General features: G+C 47.9%; 19 protein-coding genes. 13 read left to right on the top strand and 6 right to left on the bottom strand.

Annotated elements, in window-relative coordinates; translation table 11 throughout:
• Positions 1 to 3 precede the first annotated feature (3 nt).
• The 8 genes from IPG41_02085 to IPG41_02120 all read left to right on the top strand — a co-directional run bounded on the left by IPG41_02085 (position 4) and on the right by IPG41_02120 (position 6,267).
• A complete protein-coding gene (locus IPG41_02085) occupies positions 4 to 399 on the top strand; it encodes a transposase (GenBank protein QQR55646.1) in 396 nt (131 codons plus the stop codon).
• Positions 400 to 414: 15 nt separating this feature from the next.
• Complete coding sequence (locus tag IPG41_02090; GenBank protein ID QQR55324.1) at positions 415 to 918, top strand: hypothetical protein; 504 nt, start codon at positions 415 to 417, stop codon at positions 916 to 918.
• Positions 919 to 982: 64 nt separating this feature from the next.
• A complete protein-coding gene (locus IPG41_02095; GenBank protein QQR55325.1) occupies positions 983 to 1,483 on the top strand; it encodes an NYN domain-containing protein in 501 nt (166 codons plus the stop codon).
• A gap of 161 nt (positions 1,484 to 1,644) precedes the next feature.
• Positions 1,645 to 3,201 (top strand): FAD-binding oxidoreductase, encoded by a 1,557-nt coding sequence (locus tag IPG41_02100; GenBank protein QQR55326.1) that lies wholly within the window; start codon positions 1,645 to 1,647, stop codon positions 3,199 to 3,201.
• Between the two features lie 19 nt (positions 3,202 to 3,220).
• Complete coding sequence (locus tag IPG41_02105) at positions 3,221 to 4,012, top strand: ATP-binding cassette domain-containing protein (protein ID QQR55327.1); 792 nt, start codon at positions 3,221 to 3,223, stop codon at positions 4,010 to 4,012.
• 61 nt (positions 4,013 to 4,073) lie between these two features.
• A complete protein-coding gene (locus tag IPG41_02110) occupies positions 4,074 to 4,802 on the top strand; it encodes an ABC transporter permease (protein ID QQR55328.1) in 729 nt (242 codons plus the stop codon).
• An 84-nt stretch (positions 4,803 to 4,886) separates the two neighbouring features.
• Complete coding sequence (locus IPG41_02115; protein ID QQR55329.1) at positions 4,887 to 5,885, top strand: M23 family metallopeptidase; 999 nt, start codon at positions 4,887 to 4,889, stop codon at positions 5,883 to 5,885.
• Between the two features lie 25 nt (positions 5,886 to 5,910).
• The gene (locus IPG41_02120; GenBank protein ID QQR55330.1) at positions 5,911 to 6,267 is read left to right on the top strand and encodes a hypothetical protein; all 357 of its coding nucleotides are present in this window, start codon (positions 5,911 to 5,913) and stop codon (positions 6,265 to 6,267) included.
• Positions 6,268 to 6,476: 209 nt separating this feature from the next.
• Here the strand turns inward: IPG41_02120 and IPG41_02125 are convergent, their stop codons facing one another.
• Positions 6,477 to 7,343, bottom strand: a complete 867-nt coding sequence (locus IPG41_02125; GenBank protein ID QQR55331.1) for a hypothetical protein — start codon at positions 7,341 to 7,343, stop codon at positions 6,477 to 6,479.
• A 98-nt stretch (positions 7,344 to 7,441) separates the two neighbouring features.
• Here IPG41_02125 and IPG41_02130 point away from each other — a divergent pair, with 98 nt between their 5' ends.
• Complete coding sequence (locus IPG41_02130; GenBank protein ID QQR55332.1) at positions 7,442 to 7,969, top strand: DUF4256 domain-containing protein; 528 nt, start codon at positions 7,442 to 7,444, stop codon at positions 7,967 to 7,969.
• Here IPG41_02130 and IPG41_02135 read toward each other — a convergent pair.
• The 3 genes from IPG41_02135 to IPG41_02145 all read right to left on the bottom strand — a co-directional run bounded on the left by IPG41_02135 (position 7,966) and on the right by IPG41_02145 (position 12,935).
• Positions 7,966 to 9,330, bottom strand: a complete 1,365-nt coding sequence (locus IPG41_02135) for an S-layer homology domain-containing protein (GenBank protein QQR55333.1) — start codon at positions 9,328 to 9,330, stop codon at positions 7,966 to 7,968. The genes IPG41_02130 and IPG41_02135 overlap by 4 nt on opposite strands.
• Before the next feature lie 81 nt (positions 9,331 to 9,411).
• Positions 9,412 to 12,219, bottom strand: coding sequence for an S-layer homology domain-containing protein (locus tag IPG41_02140; protein QQR55334.1), 2,808 nt, complete (start codon positions 12,217 to 12,219; stop codon positions 9,412 to 9,414).
• A gap of 110 nt (positions 12,220 to 12,329) precedes the next feature.
• Positions 12,330 to 12,935, bottom strand: a complete 606-nt coding sequence (locus tag IPG41_02145) for a DUF1361 domain-containing protein (GenBank protein ID QQR55335.1) — start codon at positions 12,933 to 12,935, stop codon at positions 12,330 to 12,332.
• Between the two features lie 109 nt (positions 12,936 to 13,044).
• Between IPG41_02145 and IPG41_02150 the strand changes: the two genes are divergently transcribed.
• Positions 13,045 to 14,358: an SdiA-regulated domain-containing protein gene (locus IPG41_02150; protein QQR55336.1), complete on the top strand. Its 1,314-nt coding sequence runs from the start codon at positions 13,045 to 13,047 to the stop codon at positions 14,356 to 14,358.
• A gap of 28 nt (positions 14,359 to 14,386) precedes the next feature.
• Here the strand turns inward: IPG41_02150 and IPG41_02155 are convergent, their stop codons facing one another.
• Positions 14,387 to 16,303 (bottom strand): S-layer homology domain-containing protein, encoded by a 1,917-nt coding sequence (locus IPG41_02155; protein QQR55337.1) that lies wholly within the window; start codon positions 16,301 to 16,303, stop codon positions 14,387 to 14,389.
• Positions 16,304 to 16,431: 128 nt separating this feature from the next.
• Here IPG41_02155 and queA point away from each other — a divergent pair, with 128 nt between their 5' ends.
• Positions 16,432 to 17,463 (top strand): tRNA preQ1(34) S-adenosylmethionine ribosyltransferase-isomerase QueA, encoded by a 1,032-nt coding sequence (gene queA, locus IPG41_02160; GenBank protein ID QQR55338.1) that lies wholly within the window; start codon positions 16,432 to 16,434, stop codon positions 17,461 to 17,463.
• 27 nt (positions 17,464 to 17,490) lie between these two features.
• Complete coding sequence (locus IPG41_02165; GenBank protein ID QQR55339.1) at positions 17,491 to 18,177, top strand: sulfite exporter TauE/SafE family protein; 687 nt, start codon at positions 17,491 to 17,493, stop codon at positions 18,175 to 18,177.
• A gap of 1 nt (position 18,178) precedes the next feature.
• On the opposite strand, the gene IPG41_02170 is transcribed toward IPG41_02165, so the two are convergent.
• Positions 18,179 to 21,421, bottom strand: a complete 3,243-nt coding sequence (locus IPG41_02170; protein QQR55340.1) for an efflux RND transporter permease subunit — start codon at positions 21,419 to 21,421, stop codon at positions 18,179 to 18,181.
• 121 nt (positions 21,422 to 21,542) lie between these two features.
• On the opposite strand from IPG41_02170, the gene IPG41_02175 reads away from it, so the two are divergent.
• Entirely contained in the window at positions 21,543 to 22,073 is a 531-nt protein-coding gene (locus IPG41_02175) for a sigma-70 family RNA polymerase sigma factor (protein ID QQR55341.1), read from the top strand.
• Positions 22,074 to 22,077 lie beyond the last annotated feature (4 nt).

The following is a 22,077-nucleotide window of genomic DNA, read 5'->3' on the forward strand; positions in this document are numbered from 1 at the left end:
AAAATTCACATGATTGCTGGAGATCCAGATCATGGGATGCACTTTGTTTTAACAGATGGTGAAGTGAGCGATGTGAAAGTTGGAAAACAAATTTTGAGAGATTATTCGTTTCCAAAAACAGTAGATCATTTGGCTATGGACAAAGGTTATTCATGCTACAAAGTTCTGGAGCTGTGCAAAGAAAAAGGCATAACTCCAGTCGTTCCTCCAAAGGCAAAAATGAAATTTCCGTGGGAATACAACAAGAACATTTATGCCTACCGCAACGAGATTGAACGCCTATTTCACCGAATGAAAAATCACAGAAGAATTTCAACTCGCTATGACAAATTAGACCTGATGTATGCCTCCTTTATCTCCCTCTGCCTTGTGGCACTTTTACTCAAAGTCTTATGTTAACAGCTCTTAGTTGCATTGGGCGTAGCTCCAGAAAACATCGTACTTGCAGATCTCGAAGAGCACATAATGCCAAACGGTTTTGCTCGACACATTTTCGATGCCAGTTCTTGTGATTGGCCAGATTTTGGAACTCGTTTTGACTTCGTCATATATCCGGAATCTTTTTCTATCATTAACAGCCACTACGAAGATTTTGAAAATGGAATGAATCCTAAAGTAACAGGGATTAATTATGGTTACACTGAAGAAGATTATTTCCGAATCTTTGAGGGAGCGGAGTTTTGCAATGAAGTATTTAAGATTGTGTCACCTGCACTATCTGGTACTTGGCATCTTATACAAAACGGCTTAGAACAATTGAAACCTGGCGGAGAACTTCGCGCTTCACTAGTCGGACCCCATGCAATAAAAGAACAAGAACCCTATCGACAACTCGAATACCTTCGTGAGCATCTCCACAGGCAGTTTGGTGCAACAATCAAAAATGGAGAGATCTTGAAAGTTATGCTCCCTAAATAAACAAGTTCTAGTGGGGCCACTAAGGTAGGATGTGGCAAGGGCTTTTTTATGGTAAGCTCTGATTATGAAAAAGGATAACTACGCATTCATCGACAGCCAAAATCTGAATTTGAGCATTAAAGAACTTGGATGGAAGTTGGATTTCAGAAAATTTAGGCAATACCTCAAAGAGAAATATAAAGTCTCAAAAGCCTTCCTGTTTCTGGGGTTCATCGCTGAAAACAGCGATCTTTATAAATCCCTCCAAGACGCAGGTTTTATCCTCATTTTCAAACCCACGCTCACCTATAAAGACGGCCATACAAAGGGAAACTGCGACGCAGAATTGGTTTTACAAACCATGATCGAATTCAAGAACTATCAAAAAGCTCTGCTCGTCACAGGTGACGGAGATTTCCACTGTCTTGCAAAATATTTGATCCAAGAAAATAAACTTGAAAAACTCTTGATCCCAAACCAAAAGAAGTATTCCGCACTTCTAAAAAAGTTTCCTTCCGAGTTTTTGGCTTTCATTAATGACCTGAAGCCCAAACTGCATTACACAAAAAAGAAGAGAACCCAGTAAGGACGGACCCTTAAAAGGCGCTCTTCGTGGTGATTACAAGACCATTATAGTAGGGTCTGCTCTTTCAAGCAAGGCAGTTATAGTTACCTGCTAACGTCAAAGCAACCCTATTCAGATGGCCTGGTCTTTTAATTTAAAGATAAAATAGCTAAGGTAAACCCATGCGCAAAGGTTCAAAAATTCGCACTAGCCTGGTCATCGCTCTAGCGGCGCTAACAACAATGATTTGGGGAACTAAAAAAGCAGTGGAGTTTTCTGTAGAACCGAGCGGCGACAAAGACTGTGGTTTTATTTATTACCGTGAAACAGACGGTACAAAAGCAACTCAGATGGAGGTGACTTACGAAGGCGAAATGATCAATGACGCGAGTTGTCTCAATCAAACACCGATCTATGGCGTAGTGACGGTTAAGGATTCAACAGACATTTTCAATGCCCTCAGTTTTGCCAAAGAAAACGACCTGAAAATTTCACTGGCGGGCCAACAACACAGCATGGGTGGACAGTCTTTCATTCGAGGCGGCTTGATCTTAGACATGAAAGGGCTCACTGCAATGGAGATGACGGAGTCCGGCACTTTAAGCGTTCAGTCCGGAGCCACTTGGGCTGAGGTACAAGAATTTTTAGATCCTATGGGGCTTTCCGTGAAAGCAATGCAGTCCATCAATATTTTTACGGTGGGAGGAACACTGAGTGTGAATGCTCACGGAACAGCACACAATCCAGGACAAGTAGGAGCTACAGTTCGTTCCCTTCAAGTCATGCTTCCTTCGGGCGAAATCGTGACCGCAAGTCTCACGGAAAACGAAGACTTATTCCGACACACATTGGGTGGCTACGGGCTATTTGGAATCATTCTGAGCGCAGAACTGGAAGTGGTGCCCAATATCATGCTGAACCATGAAATAGAATACATGGACTACAAAGATTTTCCTGCGTACTACGAAGCAAATATTGAAGGGGATGAGGAGAGTGAACTCTTCTTTGCACGACTTTCGGTTTCACCTTTTTCCTATCTCACCGAAACGGTGGTTCACGACTTAAAGCGCACCGATTTTGAAGGAGAGTTACCCCCCATGCAACCCGAGGAGCACACGACTTTCAAACGATTCGTTTTGAATTTTTCAAAGACAGGAAATCTAGGACGTTGGTTCCGCTGGATCTTAGAAAAACACGTGGATGCTTATCAACTGCCTTGCACTCGAAATACGGCCATGAGCCAAGCCGAGCAAATTTGTTTAAGCAGCCGAAATCAAAACATGTACGATCCAAGGGCTTATCTCAAAACCAATGTGCCGAGCACCGACATTTTACAAGAATACTTTTTGCCACATGAGCACTTTGTGGAGTTCATCGACGGTCTACGTGAAGTGGTGAAAAAAAACGACGCAAATTTACTGAATGCAACCATTCGTATTGTGAACAAAGATGAAATCAGTGCCCTACCCTACGCCAAGGGCGATCGTTTTGCCGTGGTTCTCTACTTCAATCAAAAACTAAGCGAAAAAGACAGTGAGACATTAGAAAAAACCACCCTCGATCTAATTGATTTAGCGGAGAGTTTGGATGGAACTTTTTACCTCCCCTACCAGCTGTATTATTCAAAAGAGCAACTGCAGTTGGCTTACCCTGAAATTGACGACTTTTTTGCGGAGAAATTAGAGATGGATCCAGAAGAAATTTTGAGCAACAAATGGTATGAAAAGTACAAACAGTAGATTTACTAAACACCACCCCATGATTCAAGTTAAAAATTTATCCAAAAAATTCGGCGACATCACCGCCGTCAACGACATCACCTTCGAAGTAAAGTCGGGTGAAATCTTTGGTTTCCTTGGTCCAAACGGAGCCGGAAAGTCCACCACCATCAAAATCCTCACCACCTTGCTCTCCCCCAGCGAGGGCCACGTGACTTTAAACGGCCACGACCCCGAAAAAGACGCGGATGCGGTGAGGCGCTGTTTTGGAATCGTCTTCCAAGATCACAGCCTGGATGACGAGCTCACGGCCTACGAAAACATGGAACTGCACGGCATCCTTTACGATGTGCCCGCTGTGACTCGCAAAAAACGCATCGATGACCTGCTGCGCTTCGTGGACCTCTTTGACCGAAAAGGCGACCTCGTGAAAGAGTACTCCGGAGGAATGAAACGTCGCCTCGAAATTGCACGCGGACTCCTGCACCATCCCAAAATCATCTTTCTCGACGAACCCACGCTCGGGCTTGATCCTCAGACCCGCAATCACATGTGGACCTACCTCAAAAAATTGAACAAGGAAGAAGGCACGACGGTCTTCTTCACCACTCACTACATGGAAGAAGCGGAAAAAAACGCGCAGCGCATCTGCGTGATCGATCATGGAAAAATCATCGCCTCCGGCTCCCCTGCTGAGCTCAAAAAGCAAACCGAAACCGACTCGCTGGAAGACGCCTTCCTCAAACTCACCGGGAACGCCATCCGTGACGAAGGCGCTTCCACCGCCGACATGAACCGTGCCATGGCCCGCATGTGGGGTGCACGTAAATAACAAGCGAACCCGAAGGGTTTGCTAAGCAATAACGTGGCGTAGCCACAACAACATAACAACCATGAAAAAAATCTACATTCTTTGGCTCCGCGAAATCAAACGCTACCTGCGCTCCAAGTCCCGCATGGTGGGTTCTCTGGCTCAACCTCTGCTCTATTTGCTCGCCCTGGGCTATGGCTTTGGCAGCGTGTTTCAACAAGCAGGAGAAGGCAATTACCTCAATTTTCTGGCACCCGGAATCATTGGAATGAGCATCATTTTTACCGGAATTTTTTCGGGAGTGGCCGTGATCTGGGATCGCCAATTCGGCTTCCTTAGAGAAATGGTCGTGGCTCGTACTTCACGCCTCAAACTCATGATGGGCCGAACCTTAGGAGGAGCCACCATCGCCACTCTTCAAGGGGTGTTGGTACTTGCACTTTCCATCCTCTTCGGCTTCCGACCCGAAAGCTGGCTCGGCATCCTTCCTTCTATTTTGATCATGTTCCTCCTCGCCCTGCTCTTCACTTCTTTGGGAATCATGATCGCTTCCCTTCTCGAAGACATGCAAGGCTTTCAACTCATCATGAACTTCCTCGTGATGCCGCTCTTCTTTTTTTCAGGAGCCCTCTACCCGCTCGAAGGCTTGCCCAAGGTGCTCGACATCATCGCCAAGATCAATCCACTCTCCTACGGAAACGATGCCCTGCGCGGCGTACTGATTGAAAACAGCCATTACGGACTCGGCCTCGACCTCGCGGTGCTTGCCGGATTTTCGCTGATCTTCTTAGCGCTGGGGACTCACTTTTAAGAAGATTCAGATTTAAAAAAGGGCCTCTAGACATTGCAAATGCCCTAGTGGATAATCAGTACTCCACGTAAAATCGATAAGACCATGAAAAAAATCCACGTCCTCTTTTCACTGCTGATCCTCGCTCTTTCCGTAAACTTTGCAAGTGCTCAAACAATGGAGCGTACAAAGATCATCAACAATTCCGTGGTAAAGATTCAAAATCTCAGAGCTCAAAAGCTTGTTTACGACGAAACAGTATGGCCCGTAGACGAATTCAATCTAGTCTCCATGTTCGGGCCTCGATCTCAATCAGGTTCCTATGACTTCCATCGAGGGATCGACATTTCAGGAACTCTAGGTGATCCCGTCTACTCGATTGCCGACGGTGTGATCTACCGTGCCTACGAGGCCGATGATCCAAACAATCCATACAAAAACAGCGGCAATACAATCGTCGTCATGCATGAGGCGGATCTAGAATTTCCCTTCCATGATGGCACCTACACCAAATATTTTTCGCTCTATGCTCACTTAGACTCTCTGTCAGTTGAATTGGAATCAGGAGACGGAACTTATCAAAACATTTCCAAAGGAGATTTAGTGGGAACCCTGGGACAGTCCGGAACAGCCACTTTCCCTCACCTCCACTTTGAAACAAGAATCGCGACCTTGTGCACTCAGCAAACCCAAGAAGACAACCCAAACATGAGCTGTGCCAGCACGTTTTCTCAACCAAGAGATCCCCACGTTAACCCTCTCCTTTTCTTGGAATATCCCGACAATAACAGCACTCTACTCAAAATAAAGAGCGAAAATCCTTTGCAATTATTGGTGAGTTTTGAAGATGAAGAGATGGATTTCAACCAATTGATCGTCACTCGAAATGGTGAGCAAAAAGTCATCAACTTCAATCTCCGCACAGGAATAGATCCAGAAAACATCGACAATCCAAGTTACAACGGAGTCACGATCACCACCTTTCCATTCACAACAAAGAATCCACGACACCGATTGCAATTCGACATTCCATCTTTCGACGGTTACGACACCATCGAGGTCACAGACATTTGGGGACACGGCTTCAAATGGACCCGCCAGTAAAAGTGTTCATACCACCGCTCACACCATGAATATCATCGCCCGCATTCTTCAAGTTGTTTTAGGACTTTGGCACCTGATGGGTGGCATTTACGAGTCTCAAAACCATCAAATACTGCTCAATAAATGGGCCTTAGAAGCTGCGCCTTTCTTTGTTTGGATGAGCCTCGGTATTGTACAAATTGTACTTTCAGTTTTGCTCGTTGTTTCCCTCCCAAAGAAGCTCAAAACCGTAGCGGCTGTTTCAGCCGTGGGCCTCGCTCTCATCGACCTCTTTGGAATCGCCATCTATTCCACCTACGTGGGCATCGGCATGCTGTGGGCCATCATCCCGGCTGTGGTGCTTATTTTTATTGCTTACTGGAGAAGAACAAGAAGCCTCTAGAGGCTATCTCAAAAAAAGGGAAGAGCAAGAACGCAGAGTGTTTTAAGCTGAAAGAGCTGAAGACGAAGGAGGCTTAGCTGGGCTAAGTCGACTGAGGATGAAGCTTTTGTAAGCAAAATAATCCAGTTCTTGCCTTTAAGAGTAGAAAGGACGGGCACGAAATCAGTGCCGTCCTAAATACTCTGGTCTTTTTTTGAGATAGCCTCTATTCACTGCACATCGTAGAAGTGAGCGTACTCAGAACTCCAGGGATCGTCGCTCCAAAATAAGGTTTCAAAGTACTCGGTGTCTTCGTAAGTCAACGCTTCGTTGGAATCGTAATAACCGATGGTGTCGTCGTCCACCCAATCCACCGCAAAGTAAGGCCCGTTATTAGGCGTACAATCGGGCATCACAGGAAGATTGTACTTGCTCTTTTGAACGAGCTTCCCATCTTCAATCGTCAAAATAAAAACTTTAGACTCTTCAGGGTAGTTCACAGGATCAGATTCGTTGCGGGCAAGAATGCCCAACTTGGTCTGGCTCTCGTTCCAACCAAAGAAACGAAGTCCACTACACCAGGCTTCGCTATAATCCACCGCAGTGAAAGACATCAAAACAGTTTGAGTGCCTTCCTTCACATTGTAAGAGATCAGCTGCGACTCGTCATCCGACCAAGTGTCGACGTAGAGCCAATATTTTTCATCCTTCGTCATGGTTTGCTGAAAAGAGGATCCACCAGGATTCGTACGGTCCCACAAAAAAAGCTCACCCACTTCATCGGGAACGCGCACTTCCCTTCCATCGAGCCATTCAAATTGAAGCCATCGATTATAAGGATCATCACAGAAGTAATACCCTGTCCCCACTCCATAAACTTCAGAATAACCACCCGGACAATTTTCAACCATGGCCACTTCTTCACCTTCCCAAATAAGGTATTTGGTCAAACTAGTGGCAATGTGATCCCAATTTGTTGCAACAAAAGTTTCGTCTGCAAGCTCCTGCACTTCCTCAGCTTCTTCCACAATTGTCTCTTCTGGAGTACAAGCCGTGACCGTTAAAACAAGCAGCAAAAGAAAGATAAATTTTGACATAAGAAATTTTAAACAAAGCAAGTATATACGAAGACTTCCATTTTTGTTACTTTTTAAGTATGAACCAGGAAAAGGACCCATTCAAATAACCCATTTTTATGTCTGAAACTCTCCTCAAAACCCTAAAGGCTCGCTTCGAAAAAAACATGCACCGTCACAAAGGGCTCGACTGGGCCAAAGTAGAAGCTAAACTGAAAGCCGATCCTAAAAAACTCGGGGCCCTCCAGCAGATGGAAGAAACGGGCGGTGAACCCGACGTCGTGGGCCAAGACAAAGGCAGATTTCTTTTTTACGATTGTTCCACCGAAAGCCCAGCGGGCCGCCGAAGTCTTTGCTACGATCCCGCAGCCTTGCATGCTCGAAAAGAGCACAAGCCCAAAAACAGCTCGATTGAAATGGCTGCCGACATGGGCATAGAACTCCTCACCGAAGAAGAGTACCGCGCACTTCAAGAACTCGGCAAATTCGACCAAAAAACTTCCAGCTGGATCAAAACTCCTGCTGAAATTCGAAAACTCGGAGGCGCCCTTTTTTGCGACCGCCGTTACGACCACGTCTTCACCTATCACAACGGCGCGGAATCTTACTACGCCGCTCGAGGTTTCCGTGGCTCACTGAGAGTTTAGAGACCTCTCAAGAAATCCCACATTTCACCGCCTGTTTGACGAGGCCACGTGTGAGGATAATACTCGCCTGAATATTCATCATAATCCACTCCATGAGGACAAAAGAGCACGGGGGCATCTTCCAAACAGCCGCGATATTCCACGCAATTGCCCCAAGTGGGCTCCACAGGATCGCTTTCGGTGGAACAAACATTCTGCTCCAAATAATCGTCGCGCGCAGCCAACCCTGAACTGAAGGAAGCCAGCGTGTCATCGGGGTTGTGCCACTGCATCGCCGCAACCGGCCCGCTGCACGTGCCGGTGCTGCGCGCACCTCCCAAAGTGGCGACTCCACGAAGCACGTCCCCGCGAGCGCAAGCCAAGCTGTTCACAAACCATCCGCCGAGCGAATGTCCCGCCGCATACACTTCATCGAGGTCGATACAATAGCTTTGCGTGAGCTCTTCAAACATCACATCAAAAAACGCATAATCACGCAAAGTGTCTGCTCTATCCCCAGAGTTGGACCAAGTGAAACTGGACCCACTACGAAGTCCAGCTGGATACACAAAAATCGCCTCTCCTTCTCCCGCACGTTCAAAGCCGTAATAACTCTTCACCAGTGTGTTTGGACTGGTTCGGCCATGAAAGGCAAAAAGCAGAGGGATGGGGGTGTTTTTATCATAATGACTGGGCACCGAAACAATGGCCGCCCGCTCAATTCCATCCACCATAAAAGTGCTGGGAGCCGAACTGGGCGCATCCAAACCGCAACCCGCCGAAAGCGAGCGGCGCTCTCTGGAAAAATCCTGAACTCCACTGTAAAGCCGCAGCATTTGATGCACCATAAAAGCCATCTCATCGCGCTGAGCCAATTCATTTGGGAAATACGCATATTTGGAAAAAATCCCATTCACATGCACAAAATCGGCGTAAGGTTCATACCACTGTTCGCCCGCCTCGGCATGAGGCAATCCAAAAGCTTGGATCGAAATTTTAAAAGCCTCCACCAAATTCACCGACTGTTCAGGATGGTAAAGACCGTCGGGGTAACCTTGCGCAATGCCCAGCGCCTTTGCTCGGCACACATAAGGAGCAAACCATTCTTCTTTCACATCCGGGAAACAATTCAAATCCACTTCTTCTGTCGTTTCGCCCAAAGCCGCAAAGACAATCTTCAAAAATTCCGCTCGATTCACCTGAGCTTCCGGACGAAAAGTACCGTCTCCATAGCCCTGCAAAACGCCCTGTTCTTGCAAAAACAAAATGCTTTCCACATAAGGACTTTCTTCCACATCCAAAAAAGCAGCGTGCACGAAAGGAGTGGAAAAATTCCCAAACACCAGGAGCAGGCCCGTAAAAAGAGCAAAGATTTTTTTCACAGCAGGATTATACACCAAGTCAGGGAGACTTCAAAAAAGGGACTCCTTGCGGAGTCCCTTTTTTATTCAATGCTCTAACAATCACTCCATGGACAAAAGATCAGAAAGAATGTTGAAGGCATAGCCGCGAGTAGCGACGGCTCCAGGCATAAAGTATTCCTCCTGAACCAATTCGAGCTCATCGGCTGCATCCACATAAGGGGTGTACCAATATTCTCCGCTCTCCTCTTCTGTAACCTGAATGTCATTGGTGTTCAAAATCATCTTGAGGATTTCGGCATTGTTGGCCACCTCCCCAGGGTGGAAGCTGCCATCGGGGTAACCGCTGATCCATCCCTCTTCTTTTGCAAAGCAAACGTAAGGGGCATACCAATCATCGGTCACATCGCTGAAACAGTTGTTGTACACCGCAGGATCAGGCTCATCCCCAACCGCCAGAACCACAATCTTCATGAGTTCTGCGCGGTTCATACCGTTTTCTTCCTGAACACTTCCATCAGGATATCCATCGATCACTCCACGTTCGTAGAGGTCCAGGATTTCTTCATAGTAGTCATCGGAAGAAGAAAGATCGCTGAAAGGATTTTCAACTACTTCTCCTATCCCATCATTTTCATCTTCAAGCTCGTCCGCGTCATCATCGTCGTCACTGCTGCTGGAACTGGAAGAAGATGAACTTCCACCCCCTCCACCGCCATGAGAACCTCCTCCTCCACTACCGCCACCGGAACTGGCGCTAGCCGCAGTGACGTTGGTCATAGCAACACTAGTGTCGGTCGCAATGTCATCGGCAGCGGTTCCTTCGTTTTCAACTTCCAAAGAACTCACGTCATCCGTTCCATCTGTAAAGGCAACGAGACCGGCAAGGATAATATTAGCCGTGCCAGCCGTAATGTCCCCCGTAGCGGTACAAATCACCACTTGAGAAGCATCCGTACAAGAGAAGCTACCCGCACCCGCAAACGTTTCAGAGCTCAAAGAGACTCCAGACACATCCATGAGCGCAGGGAAAGTGATGTCCACTGTATCTGCTGCATCCAAAGCAGTGGGCAAAGTCAAGGTCACCGTAGTGAGGCCCGGATCTCCTTCTACAGAATTGTCTCCAAGTGTTACACTCGCTGCTGCATCGGCAGCGGTTACATCCGTCAAAGCAACCACAGAATCAGTCGCAATGTCATCGGCAGCCGTACCTTCGTTTTCAACTTCCAAAGAAGTGATGTCCGTGGTTCCAGCATTGGCTCCAGTGATTCCCGTAAGAACAATGTTTCCGGTACCCACATTAACAACACCATCTGCAGTACAGGTCACCAGTTGAGTAGAAGGAGAGGTACAAGCAAAGTTTCCAGCTCCACCAAAGGTCTTAGAACCAAAAGCCACTCCAGAAACATTCACGGAAGTAGGAAACAGAATATCCACTGTATCAGCCGCATCCAAAGCAGTTGCTAAGGTTAAAGTCACCGTAGTGTTTCCAGAAGCTCCAACCACTGAGTTTTCACCAAGTACCACACTTGCGGCAGCATCAGCAGCGGTCACATTCGTAAGCGCCACTACGCTGTCGGTAACAATGTCCTGGGCATCCAAACCTTCATTTTCAACTTCAAAAGAGGTGATGTCGGTGGTGCCGACATTCGCTCCAGTGATTCCTGTAAGAATAATGGTTCCAGTACCCGCAGTGATCGTGCCTGTTGCCGCACAAGTCATAATCTGAGAAGACGGGGTACAGCTAAAGTTTCCACCTCCTCCAAAAGTCTGAGAACCATATACCACCAGAGAAATATCGACATACGAAGGGAAGGTAAGCTGCACGGTATCATCAGCATCTAAAGCAGTGGTTAATGTAAAAGCCACTGTAGTGTTTCCCGAAGCTCCAACCACTGAGTTCCCTGCTAAAGTTACACTCGCTGCCGCATCTCCAGCTGTCACATTGGTTAAAGCAACCGCCGTATCAATACCAATATCAGCGGTATCGCCTCCTTCTTCTTCAATTTGGAAATTGCTGATGTCAGTGGTATCCGTATAAAAACTAGTGATTCCTGGGATCACAATGGTACCCGCGGCAGAAGTGAAACTACCCCCACTCACCGTACAAGTCACCAGTTGAGCTGAACTGGCACAAGAAATGGTGGGGCTGCCACCAGCCTCAGTCAAGGTATCAGTAGCAGCAACAGGAGTTACCAAAGCAGACACATTGATATAAGAAGGAAAAGTAATGATGATTTCATCTGCAGCATCAAGGGACACAAGTGGATTGAAGCTCACCGTGGTGTTGCCCGCAGCACCCACCGTGGGGCTGGCAAGCACTACGCTGGCATTGGGATCACCGGCAGAAATATCGATGGTTGCCGTACCTGTTGGATCATCATCGGTACCCTCGGCAGTGGCTCCACCAAACACAAAATCTGTGGTGGAATCCGCATACAAAGGCGTCACACTGGTGATGAGCACACGAATGGTGTCGCCCGTTTCAGTCGTCCAAGTGGTTTCATCCCAATCTATAGTAAGGGTGGACCCAGAAATTCCATACTCACCACGGTTATCGGTGTTTTCATTACTGATGGCGGCTTCACCGACTCCATCGTCGGTGGCATCGTCATCGAATTCCGCGGTAAAGGTGACCCCAGCCCAACCTGTTCCAATATTGGCAGGCAAAGCAAGCGTCAGCGTATCGGCATCGGCCCAAGTTTGTTGGCCGACACCAGTACCTAAATCCACCGTATATTCCAATTCTAAAGTAGAAATGACGGAACCTACGGTTCCTGTGGAAGGGCTAACTGAATAAGTGCTCGCAGCAAAAGCAAGCGGCACTGAATACAGCGCAAGGCTCAATCCCGCCAGCAGAGCGATGAACCTCTTACTGAAGGAACGTGAAATTAAAAAGTTAGAGTGCATAGCGTGGGACTAAAGAATAAATCGCATAAAGTTTAGACCAATCTCTGGACAACAAAAACGCCTTATTCCCATTTTAAAAGAAAAAGCCTTGCCTAAAAAAGACTTGTTTTTTACTTATGATGGAGATTCTTGAAAAGAAAATACGACGGCAAAAGGAAGAAGAAAAAAGGGAGCACAATCTGCCAAAACAGCAGCGTTTGCGGGGCAAGAATCATGTCCTGAAACACAGCCCAGGGTTGCAAAATTAAATCCCAAGTGTTGAAACGCAGGTAGCGCCCCAAATAAATGGCATACGAACATAAGAAAACAACGGCTCCAATAAAAAAGCCGCCGCCCCTTTTAAAAAAGCGCAGCCAGAGTTGCTCCGCCTGCTGCAAACTTTTATAAAAGAAGAAGAGAGCCGTCAAAGCATAAAAGAAAAGCATTTGAATGTCGTACCACAACATGCTCATCTCTGTTTTCCATTTCAAATGGTAAAAATCCGTCAAAAGGTACGGAGCATTGGGAAGAAAAAAGAGCCACACCCAGCTTAGGCCAAAAAGAATCCAGCACGAAGCGCCCTTCCATTCTTTGCGAAAAGCCCAGGTGCTGAGAGCGAAAGGGATGAACGCCAAAAACAAATTGTAAACCAAAAAAGCATAGCTAGGGGTGCCCGTCACCAGCATACGGACCCCAACAATCACCAGGTCAAAAAGAAGAAGATAACGAAGATTCATAAAGCGGCATTGGGTCAATTGCATCAATCTTAGCAAATTCCTAAAAAAGAGGGTATAATTTAAATAAGCACTTCACCCCCTCTACATGCGTCGCTCCCTCCCCCTTCTTATGACACTGGTCCTAATGCTGGGCTTCAGCCCTCGTGCCTTGGCCAGCTTGAACATTCAAAATTGGCCCACCACTAGCAGTGGCACCGACATCAGTGCAGCTCTCATGCAAGTTTCTAGCAGCTTTGAACCCAGCGGACTGGCTTGGCACCCGGGGCGTCAGCAACTCTTGGCGGTAGGGGACGAAGGAGAATTGGCAGCCTTCAATACGGATGGAAGCGATGTGACTCTTTGGCAACCCGGCGGAGATCTAGAAGATGTGACCCTTGTAAACAGCTCCAGCTCCTTGGTTTATTTGGCCGATGAAAACGGTCGCATCCTGGCTTACGATCTTTCCACAAGCCGAATCACTCAAAGCTGGGACGTCACCGAATGGATGCCCCCCTCCAATGGAAACGGCATGGAAGGACTGACTTATGCGAATGGCTATTTTTACGCAGGCTATCAAGCAGATGGAAAAATTTACGTGCTGAACCTCTCTGGAAGCCAAGCCACCTTGGTGCGCACCCTCGATGTGCTTTCCGGGTCAGGCTACACGGACCTCGCCGCTCTGCATTATGCCAATGAAACCCTCTACGCCGTTTATGACAGCGGAGACCTCTTGGTAGAAATGGATTTGGAAGGAAATATTCAAGCCATCTACTCCCTTCCAGGCAGCAACCAGGAAGGCCTAGCCTTAGGGGAAGACGGCAATCAAGACGGGGATGCCAATTTCTACTTGGCCCAAGACTCCGGAGGCATTTTGAGCTATGACGGTTTCCCCGTGCCCACTGCCTCAACTGTCCTAGATGAAGACGGCGACGGTGCCCCTTTTGAAAACGATTGCAACGATAACGACGCAACCGTAAGTAGCGAGCAAACTTACTACTTAGACCGAGACGCGGATGGACTGGGGTCCTCAAGAAGCGCCCTCTTTTGTGCCAGCACAGCACCCACTGGTTACAGCAGCAATTCCAACGACACTCACGACCGCATCCCCAATGCCGGCATTGAAATCGATGGAGACGAAACGGACAACGACGGAGACGGTCTCATCGACGAAGTGAACACTTTGGCTGAAAACGGAGCCCATCCTTATTACAGCACTCTGAACGTGCATCGAGATGGATCCAGAAAAATCATCGAATACAGCGGCTTGGAAAACGGACACATTCTGGTGCGTTACAAAGACAACTCCGTTTACGACTACGCCGCCCTGAATGTGAGCAGTAGCACTCCCACCACAGTGAGTTTAAAGCAAGGCACGGCCTACCTCATCGTAAGATTGGGACAACAGAGAGTGGTGCTGAGCGGCTACACTGGCCAAGCGAAGTGAACCAGCCAAAGAGGGCCTCAGAGTTCCTCTAGTAGCGATGATCGAAGAGCTTGTCCGCAATCTCTGCAGCTTCCGCACGAGTGATGGAATTTGCAGGACGGAAGGTGTCGTTGTCGTAACCTTCAATGAGATCTTCCTCATCGCCATAAACAATATAAGGCGCAAACCAATCGCGGTCGTCCACATCGTCAAAATCAATGTCGGAATCGTCTAAATCTTCATCGAGTAGGTCATCCAAATCGTCCCCTTCCAGTTCTAAGCGGACCAAAATCACCATGGCCTCCGCACGAGTGATGGCCTGATTGGGGAAAAACCTTCCCTTGCTTCCATTCACAATTCCAAGATCGGTGGCAAAAGTCACATAATCATAAAACCAATCGTTGGAATCCACGTCGAGGTACTCATCCGCAGAACGCACAATTTCAACATCCAGCTCTGAATTGAGCAGAGCAATTTTCAAGAATTCCGCACGAGTCACACTGTCATTGGGAATGTAGTAATGACGCTTGCGGCCTTGCACCACCTCACGGTCGTAAAGGTCACAAATCTCTTCTTCAGCCCAATGCCTATCGATGTCATAGAAGTACCCATCGTCACAACTGCCGTCATAGCGTTCATCGTCATAACGATCGTCGCGATCCACGGAACTCAAGCGGACCTCATCGTCATCGTCGTCCTCATCGCCGGCATCGTCTTCTAAGTTGAGGTATTCCGTGCGACAGTTGTTGCTTTCGCGCGCTTCCCTCACTTCATCTTCGGTGTCCACACACACTTCCAATTCATAGGTTTCATCTTCACGACGTAACAAATCCCCCATGTTGACTTCAGAATCTTCCCCTTCATCCAAAAAAGTATCGGAAGAGTTTTGTTCGTAGTCGCGGCTCCATTCCACGTCCCCATCAATGCTCAGTTCCACACGTACTTCGTCGTTGGAAGAAACATCCTTGTCCCCCTTATTCTCAAGCACTGCAATGATGTCTCCATCAGCTTGCAAGTAAATGTCCTCCACTGAAAGATCAGGAATATTCGTGCTAGAACGTCCGCCACCGGAACCGGAGCTGCCTCCATAGTAAGGACTTCCGCCTTCATCATCATCGTCACTGTCATCTTCATCATTTTCGTCATCGTCGTCCTCATCCTCGTCTTCGTCGTCATCGGCATCCGCCACCAAAACAGTGACTTCAAAAGAATCACATGCGTGTTGAATGGAAGCGCCTTGATCCACATCTTCCACACAAATTTCAACGGTATAAGCTTCATCCCCCGTCACCGCAGCATAGAGGTGAGTGGCCGTGATGTAGATGGTGTCTCCCAACTCAAATTCAGGGTTTTCGCTACCGCTTCCATCCCCCCAATCGATGCGTACAAAAGGAGCATCACTACCCGCAAGGTCTTGAATATAGGCCTGTAAGGTGAGCTCTTCACCCAAGGTCAAGGTTTGATCGGAACCCGCTTCCAAAATAAAAGGAGTGGGCTCTTCTTCCTCTTCAGGTTCTTCTTCAGAAGTGGAGAAAATTTCGGTGACACAGTTGTTGTCTTCATCGGATTCCTCGCTCACATCGCCTCCATCAATACACACTTCAATCTCATCGCCTTCCACCAATTCTACAGCAGAAGAAAAGGCCAAGACCCCAGTGGTTTCATCGCCGGCATTTAAAAAGTCCAGCAGAGAAACATTGATACGATTCCAAGCATAAACGGTTGTTCGGTCTGAGCCGTTCAAAGTGGCAATGTTGTAACCACCCGCCGTATTGGGATCCACAGAAACGCCACCCAAATTGGCATAATCCACCGTCACTGTATAATAACCAGGAACGGAAGTATTTTCGGTGAACTGCATATTGCTCACCGTCAAATCAGGATGAGTCGCATCCGCTGAGGCCAAAAACGGAAGTGAAGTCAAAAGCAAGGCCAAAACAAGCAGGAAAGCTCCTATTTTTTTCATATTGAAAGGGATAATCAAGGTGGAATTATGGGCATCGCCAAGACCAAAGTCAACAGGAATAAGGCTTGCCAAAGCCAAAATCACGTGACAGACTGAAGTCCTCAGTCTTAATTTAAGCCCGGAGTTTTTTGGACTCGCTTTACACCTACACCCTCCCCGAGCGCTGCATCGCACAAACTCCAGCTTCCCCGCGCGACCACTCCAAACTGCTGATTTACGACACGGCGAGCGGTGCAGTGAGTTTCGACCGCTATTTGAATTTGGATCGCTATCTGCCACAGGACAGTCTTTTGGTGATGAACGAAAGCAAAGTGCTGCCCTGCCGAGTGCCAGTCAAAGGCCCCAAAAATGAACCCTTAGAACTGCTGGTGATGAGCAATGAATGGAAACCCAGCAATACCGTGCTTTTGGCCACTGTGAATAAGAAACTGCAGCCCGGCGAGCGGCTTGCCCTGCCCCAAGGACACCGACTCACCGTATTGGAGTCCACAGAAAAAATCTTCCGCTTCAAAGCCAGTTTCAATCTGGCTCGCTTGCCGGAAGTCTTGGCCCGCATCGGGCAAATGCCCGTCCCCCGTTACATCAAAGATTGCCCGCTCACCGAAGAAGAGTTGCGTAAAAAATACCAAACGGTCTTCGCTAAAAAACCGGGTTCCGTGGCGGCCCCGACCGCCTCCTTGCATTTCACTCCACGTCTCTTTAAAAAACTCAAAAAAAAAGGTCATGAACTTGCTTTTGTCACCCTACATGTGGGACTGGGCACCTTTGCTCCTGTACTGCCCGAGCACCTAGAAAGCCGCACCCTATATAAGGAATATTACGAGATTCCAGAAAATAGCAGGATTCAAATAGAAAAGCACAAAGCTGCCGGAAAGCCAATATTCGCCGTGGGCACCACCAGTACGCGCACCCTGGAAGCATGGGCCGAAACTGGAGCCAACAAGGGCCCCACGGAACTTTTCATTCTTCCTCCTTACCCCTTTCAAGTCTTGGATGGACTGCTCACCAATTTTCACATTCCGGGTTCCTCACTCATGATGCTGGTCGAGGCTTTTCTGCAACACAAAAAGGCAAAACACCACCTCAAAGACCTCTATGCCTCGGCCCTCGAAAAAGAATTTCGCTTTTATTCTTTTGGAGATGGTATGCTCATCTTGTAAAATAGAGGCCACGATTTAATCCACCCAATGAACAGTCCCATCACTCTAGGAATTGCTTTTACGGCGGGCCTCGTTTCCTTTCTTTCACCCTGTGTTTTACCCCTGATTCCGGGGTTTTTAAGCCACCTTGGGGGCAGCACCCTCAGCGACGCCAAAATCAAACGCTGGAGCATTTTTTTGAGCAGTGTCTTTTTTGTACTCGGTTTCTCCACCTTTTTCGCTTTGATTGGAGTCCTGCTCAACACGGTGCTCAGTCAGTGGGGCACGGAAGTTCAAAGCTGGGTGGCTCGCCTCGGCGGCGCTTTCATCATTTTATTTGGGCTTTTTTTAACAGGCATTCTCACCCCCACTTTTTTACAAAAAGAATACAAATTCAAGCCTCGCTTGCATCCGGCATCACGCCACTTCTCTGCCTTTTTATTTGGAGCCGCTTTCGCTGCAGGTTGGACCCCGTGCGTGGGCCCCGTTTTGGGCAGCATTCTGGTACTTGCCACCGTTTCCCCTAGCTCATCTTTTGCCCTCTTGCTGACTTATTCTTTTGGGATGGGCCTACCCTTCCTGCTCGTGGGCCTCTTTGCCAGCCCCGCCGCAAACCTCATTCGCCGGTATCGCATGGCTCTGCAAGGAGTGACCGTGATCTTTGGTATTTTACTGATCGCCTTGGGTATTCTGGTTTTCACTGAACGGCTCGACCTTTTCTTTGCCTCTTTTTGATTCAACCTCTAAGGAAAAGCGCATGAAAGCGGCGTGAAAGCCAACGGAAGAAAATGAAGAGGATGGGTGTGGTGAATAAAGAAGTCACCCCTGAAGTCAAAAGCCCAAACATGATCACCAAAGACAAAGACCGATACTGTTCACTCAAAATGGCCAACGGAAGCAAAGAAACCAGGGTGGTCATTTTAGTGAGGATCACAGCCCGCAAACGCAAACCCGAAGCATAACTGATGGCCTCCACCTCATCCCAACCTTCACGAATTTTTTGATAAGCTGCATCAATAAGAAAAATGGCCACGTTTTCCACAATTCCTACCAAAATGATGAGCCCAATAATCTCCAAAAAGCCAAATTGCCCATTGCCCAAATGAGCCAGCGCCGGGAAGACTCCAATAAAAGTGAGCGGCACTGCAAACAAAATAACCAAGGGTTGACTGAATGATTCAAAGAAAACCACCAAAACCACATAGGTCAGTAAAATCGCAAGCACCAGAGCTACAAAAAGTTCCTGGAACGAACGGATGAAACTGGCCGAATCTCCTTCGCTATAAACTTCAATGGAGTCTTCTTCCAAGCCCAATTTCAAAGTGTGAGCTCCTTCATTTTCACTGTAATAATCCAGCACCGCTTCTTGAACTTGAGCCGCCGTGGCTTGGTCGTCACGACCCGTGGCCAAACGGGCTTTCACCAGCGAAAGAGTTTCGCCATTTTGACGCAAAATGCTGGAAGGACTGTCCACACTGCGCAGCACCGCCACATCTTTCAAACGCAAAACCGTGCCGTCTAAACTGTAAATAATGGTGTTTTCAATTTCTTTTAAAGAATCGGGATCGGCAGCTTTTTTATCCAAAACAATATCCACATTTTCCCCATCAACACGAACCGTTCCCACCGCTTCCCCTCCGTCCACTTGAAACAAATTCGAAAGTGCCCTATTCACAAGCAAGGTGAGTGGTGCATTGGGCACAGCGAGTTGATTGCGTTCCAAAACATCGCGGTCAAGAAGCACTTCAATCACCGTAGATTCCTTGCCTGTGAACCCATCATCCACCTTCACCACCAAAGGATTTGCACAGTCTTCCTGAACGGTGAAAACATTGTCCACTTCACAAACCTTGAGCAAAGTCGCCGCGACCTCTTGAGCAGCCCTTTCCATGAGTTCCAAATCTTCCGTTTGAACGGCCAAAACAACCTGATAGGCCCCTGTTGGAGGCCCGTTGGAAATCACCCCAGTTTTCACATCGAAGAAGGCTTCTCCCACCTCACGTTCAAGATCAGCATTGATGGCCTCCGCAATGTCCACCGAAAGCGTATCGGGCCGCTCGAGCGCAGGTTTCAACTGGATAAAAACCATCCCCTGCCCAAGTGGAAAAACCGACTCCACTGCCTCATGCTCGACAATGATCTCCAGCACTTGCTCGTACAAAGCTTCACGACGTTCAGGCGAAGTGGAAGGAAAATGGGAGTAACTGAGCTGAAGCTGATCATAATTTTCACTGCTTGAAAATTGCACGGATTTGACCTGACCGCTCGAAAAATAATGACCGGCCACCGCCAGTGGAAGCACCAAGGCCAGCACGATCAAAATGAAACGTAAAAAACGCGACCCATTTAAAATCCATCGATTGAAACGAATGAGCAGCTTAGCAATGCTCCAAAGATTTTCTTCTTCATCCCCGCGCTTCCCTCGTTTTAAAAACGCGCCTCCAATCCAGGTGAGAAACACCAAAGGCACCACATAAGACCCCACCACCGCCGGAATGATGGTCATGGGAATGTAGACAATGATCTGGCCCAAAAGCCCGGAGACCACTCCAAAGGGTACAAAAACCAAAACACTGGTGAGGCAAGCCAGGAACAGCCCCATGCCCACATCGCTCACCGCCGCCAAAGCCGCCTCCTTCCCGTTCAAACCGGCATCCACTTTGCGTTGAATGCTTTCCAGCAGCACCAAAGCGGGGTCCACCACGAGCCCAATGGCCAGCACCAAAGAAAAAAGGACCAAGGTATTGAGGCTTTCTCCTATAAAATAAATATAAATATTCACAAAAATAAGGCTGAGCGGAAGGGCCAAAGCCGAAACAAAAGCCGCTCGCCAAGACACAAAGGCCAGCATCACTAAAAACACCAATTGAATACCCCCGAGCGCATAACCCAAGTGATTGAAAGGAGCATTAAAGGGCCATTCGCCGCCCACCAATCCCGTCACCACCTCCTCCACCTGTCGTTCGTTTTCTTTATTCACCGAGTAATGTTCAATCAACAGTGTTTTGCCGAAGCCATTTTCAAAGACAGAGCCGTCCACAAATTCCACTTCTTCATGTCGTGTGAAAATCTCGCGTAATGCCTCGTCGTAAGCCCCTTTATCGGCGTCAGCCAAAGCCTTCACTGTAAAGACCAAGGGTTCAAAAACAAAGCCGTCACCCTCAATATTGAGCCCTACTTTTTGAGACTCGCCCTCAAAAGAAAAATCTTCTTTCACAGTAGCAAATTCCGTAAGGGCATGCCCACTGAAGGAAAGGGCCTTGAGCGCCCCCAAAGTATCGCCTTGCAAAGTGGTTTGGAAAGAAACACTCTCTTCGTCCATCGTGACATCTGAGATCACAGGCAAACTTTCGCCCAAAGTGGATAGTGCAAAAGAAACTTGCGTGCTTTGCACTCCAAATTCGGCCATTTTCTTTTCATCCAAAGTGACCAAAATGCGATGCTGAAGCGCAGTGAGAGGCGCCACATCCACCGTTTCAGGCAAAGCTCGAATGTCTTTTTCTAGAGCCACATAGCGCTCATGCAGCTCACTCTTTTCAGGAGCAATCAAAGAAAAAACAAAATCCGGACCCACTATGGAAGGCACCGAAACCTTGGGTTCCTCCACGCCTTCAGGCAAGGCCACACTTTTAAAAGCGGAATCCATGCGGCTCACCGTGGCATCGGTATCGGCCTTTTCCTCCAGGCTCACCGAAATCATCGAAAAAGATCCGCTGCTTGTGGAGCTGAAACTGCTCACCCCTTCCACATCTCGCAAAGCCAACTCAATGGGAGCCGTGACTTCTTGCGCAACCGTCTCGGCCGAAGCCCCCAAATAAAGGGTTTGCACAAAAACCAATTTCATATCTGGACTGGGAAACCCGGTGGTCTTCAAAAGAGCCGTCGTCCCAAAACCCACCATCAGCAGCAGGAGCAAACAAAGCGCAGTGAGTCGATTGTTTTTGAGGAAATAAGAGTTGAGACGAGTGTTGAAATCCATAAAAATTTAAAGCGAGCGTGCCAAAAAAGAAGATATTTTGCATCGAAAATGCAAGAAAGTCAAACTCGACTATTCAGAAAAAAACTTGCAGTAAAAACTGTGCTAGAATCTCTATACAAATATGAGCCGACTCATAAAGCAGGCTAAACACAGCCCCAAAGCTTTTACAAAACTCTACGAGTTGCATGTGAATGCAGTCTATCAATACTGCGCTTACCGTACTCACAGCACAGAGGAAGCCGAAGATCTTTGCAGCGAGGTCTGGGAAAGCGTTCTCAAGCACATTCAAGAGCTCGAATCCGACCACCCCACCATTTTTAAAGGGTGGCTTTTCACCATCGCCCGGCATTGCGTTTACAAACACTGGAAAAACAGAAAATCGCCCGACTCCTTGGATGAAACAAGCTGCCAAATCCCAAGCCCAGAAGCTGGGCCAGCCGAGCGTAGCGAGGCGGAGGAAAGCGCAGCTCATTTGCGCGAGCTCGTAAAAGCGCTGCCCCAGCAACAACAAGAAGCAGTGAGCCTACGATTCTTCAGCGGACTCAGGAATAAAGAAATCGCCGCTGCCCTAGAGCTTTCTGAGAAAACCGTGGCCTCCAACCTCAGCCGCGCCCTAGACACTTTGCATCTTTGGTTGAAAAAATTGCAGTAAAAAC

This window comes from Candidatus Peregrinibacteria bacterium (assembly GCA_016699145.1).
Lineage (GTDB): Bacteria > Patescibacteriota > Gracilibacteria > UBA1369 > 2-02-FULL-48-14.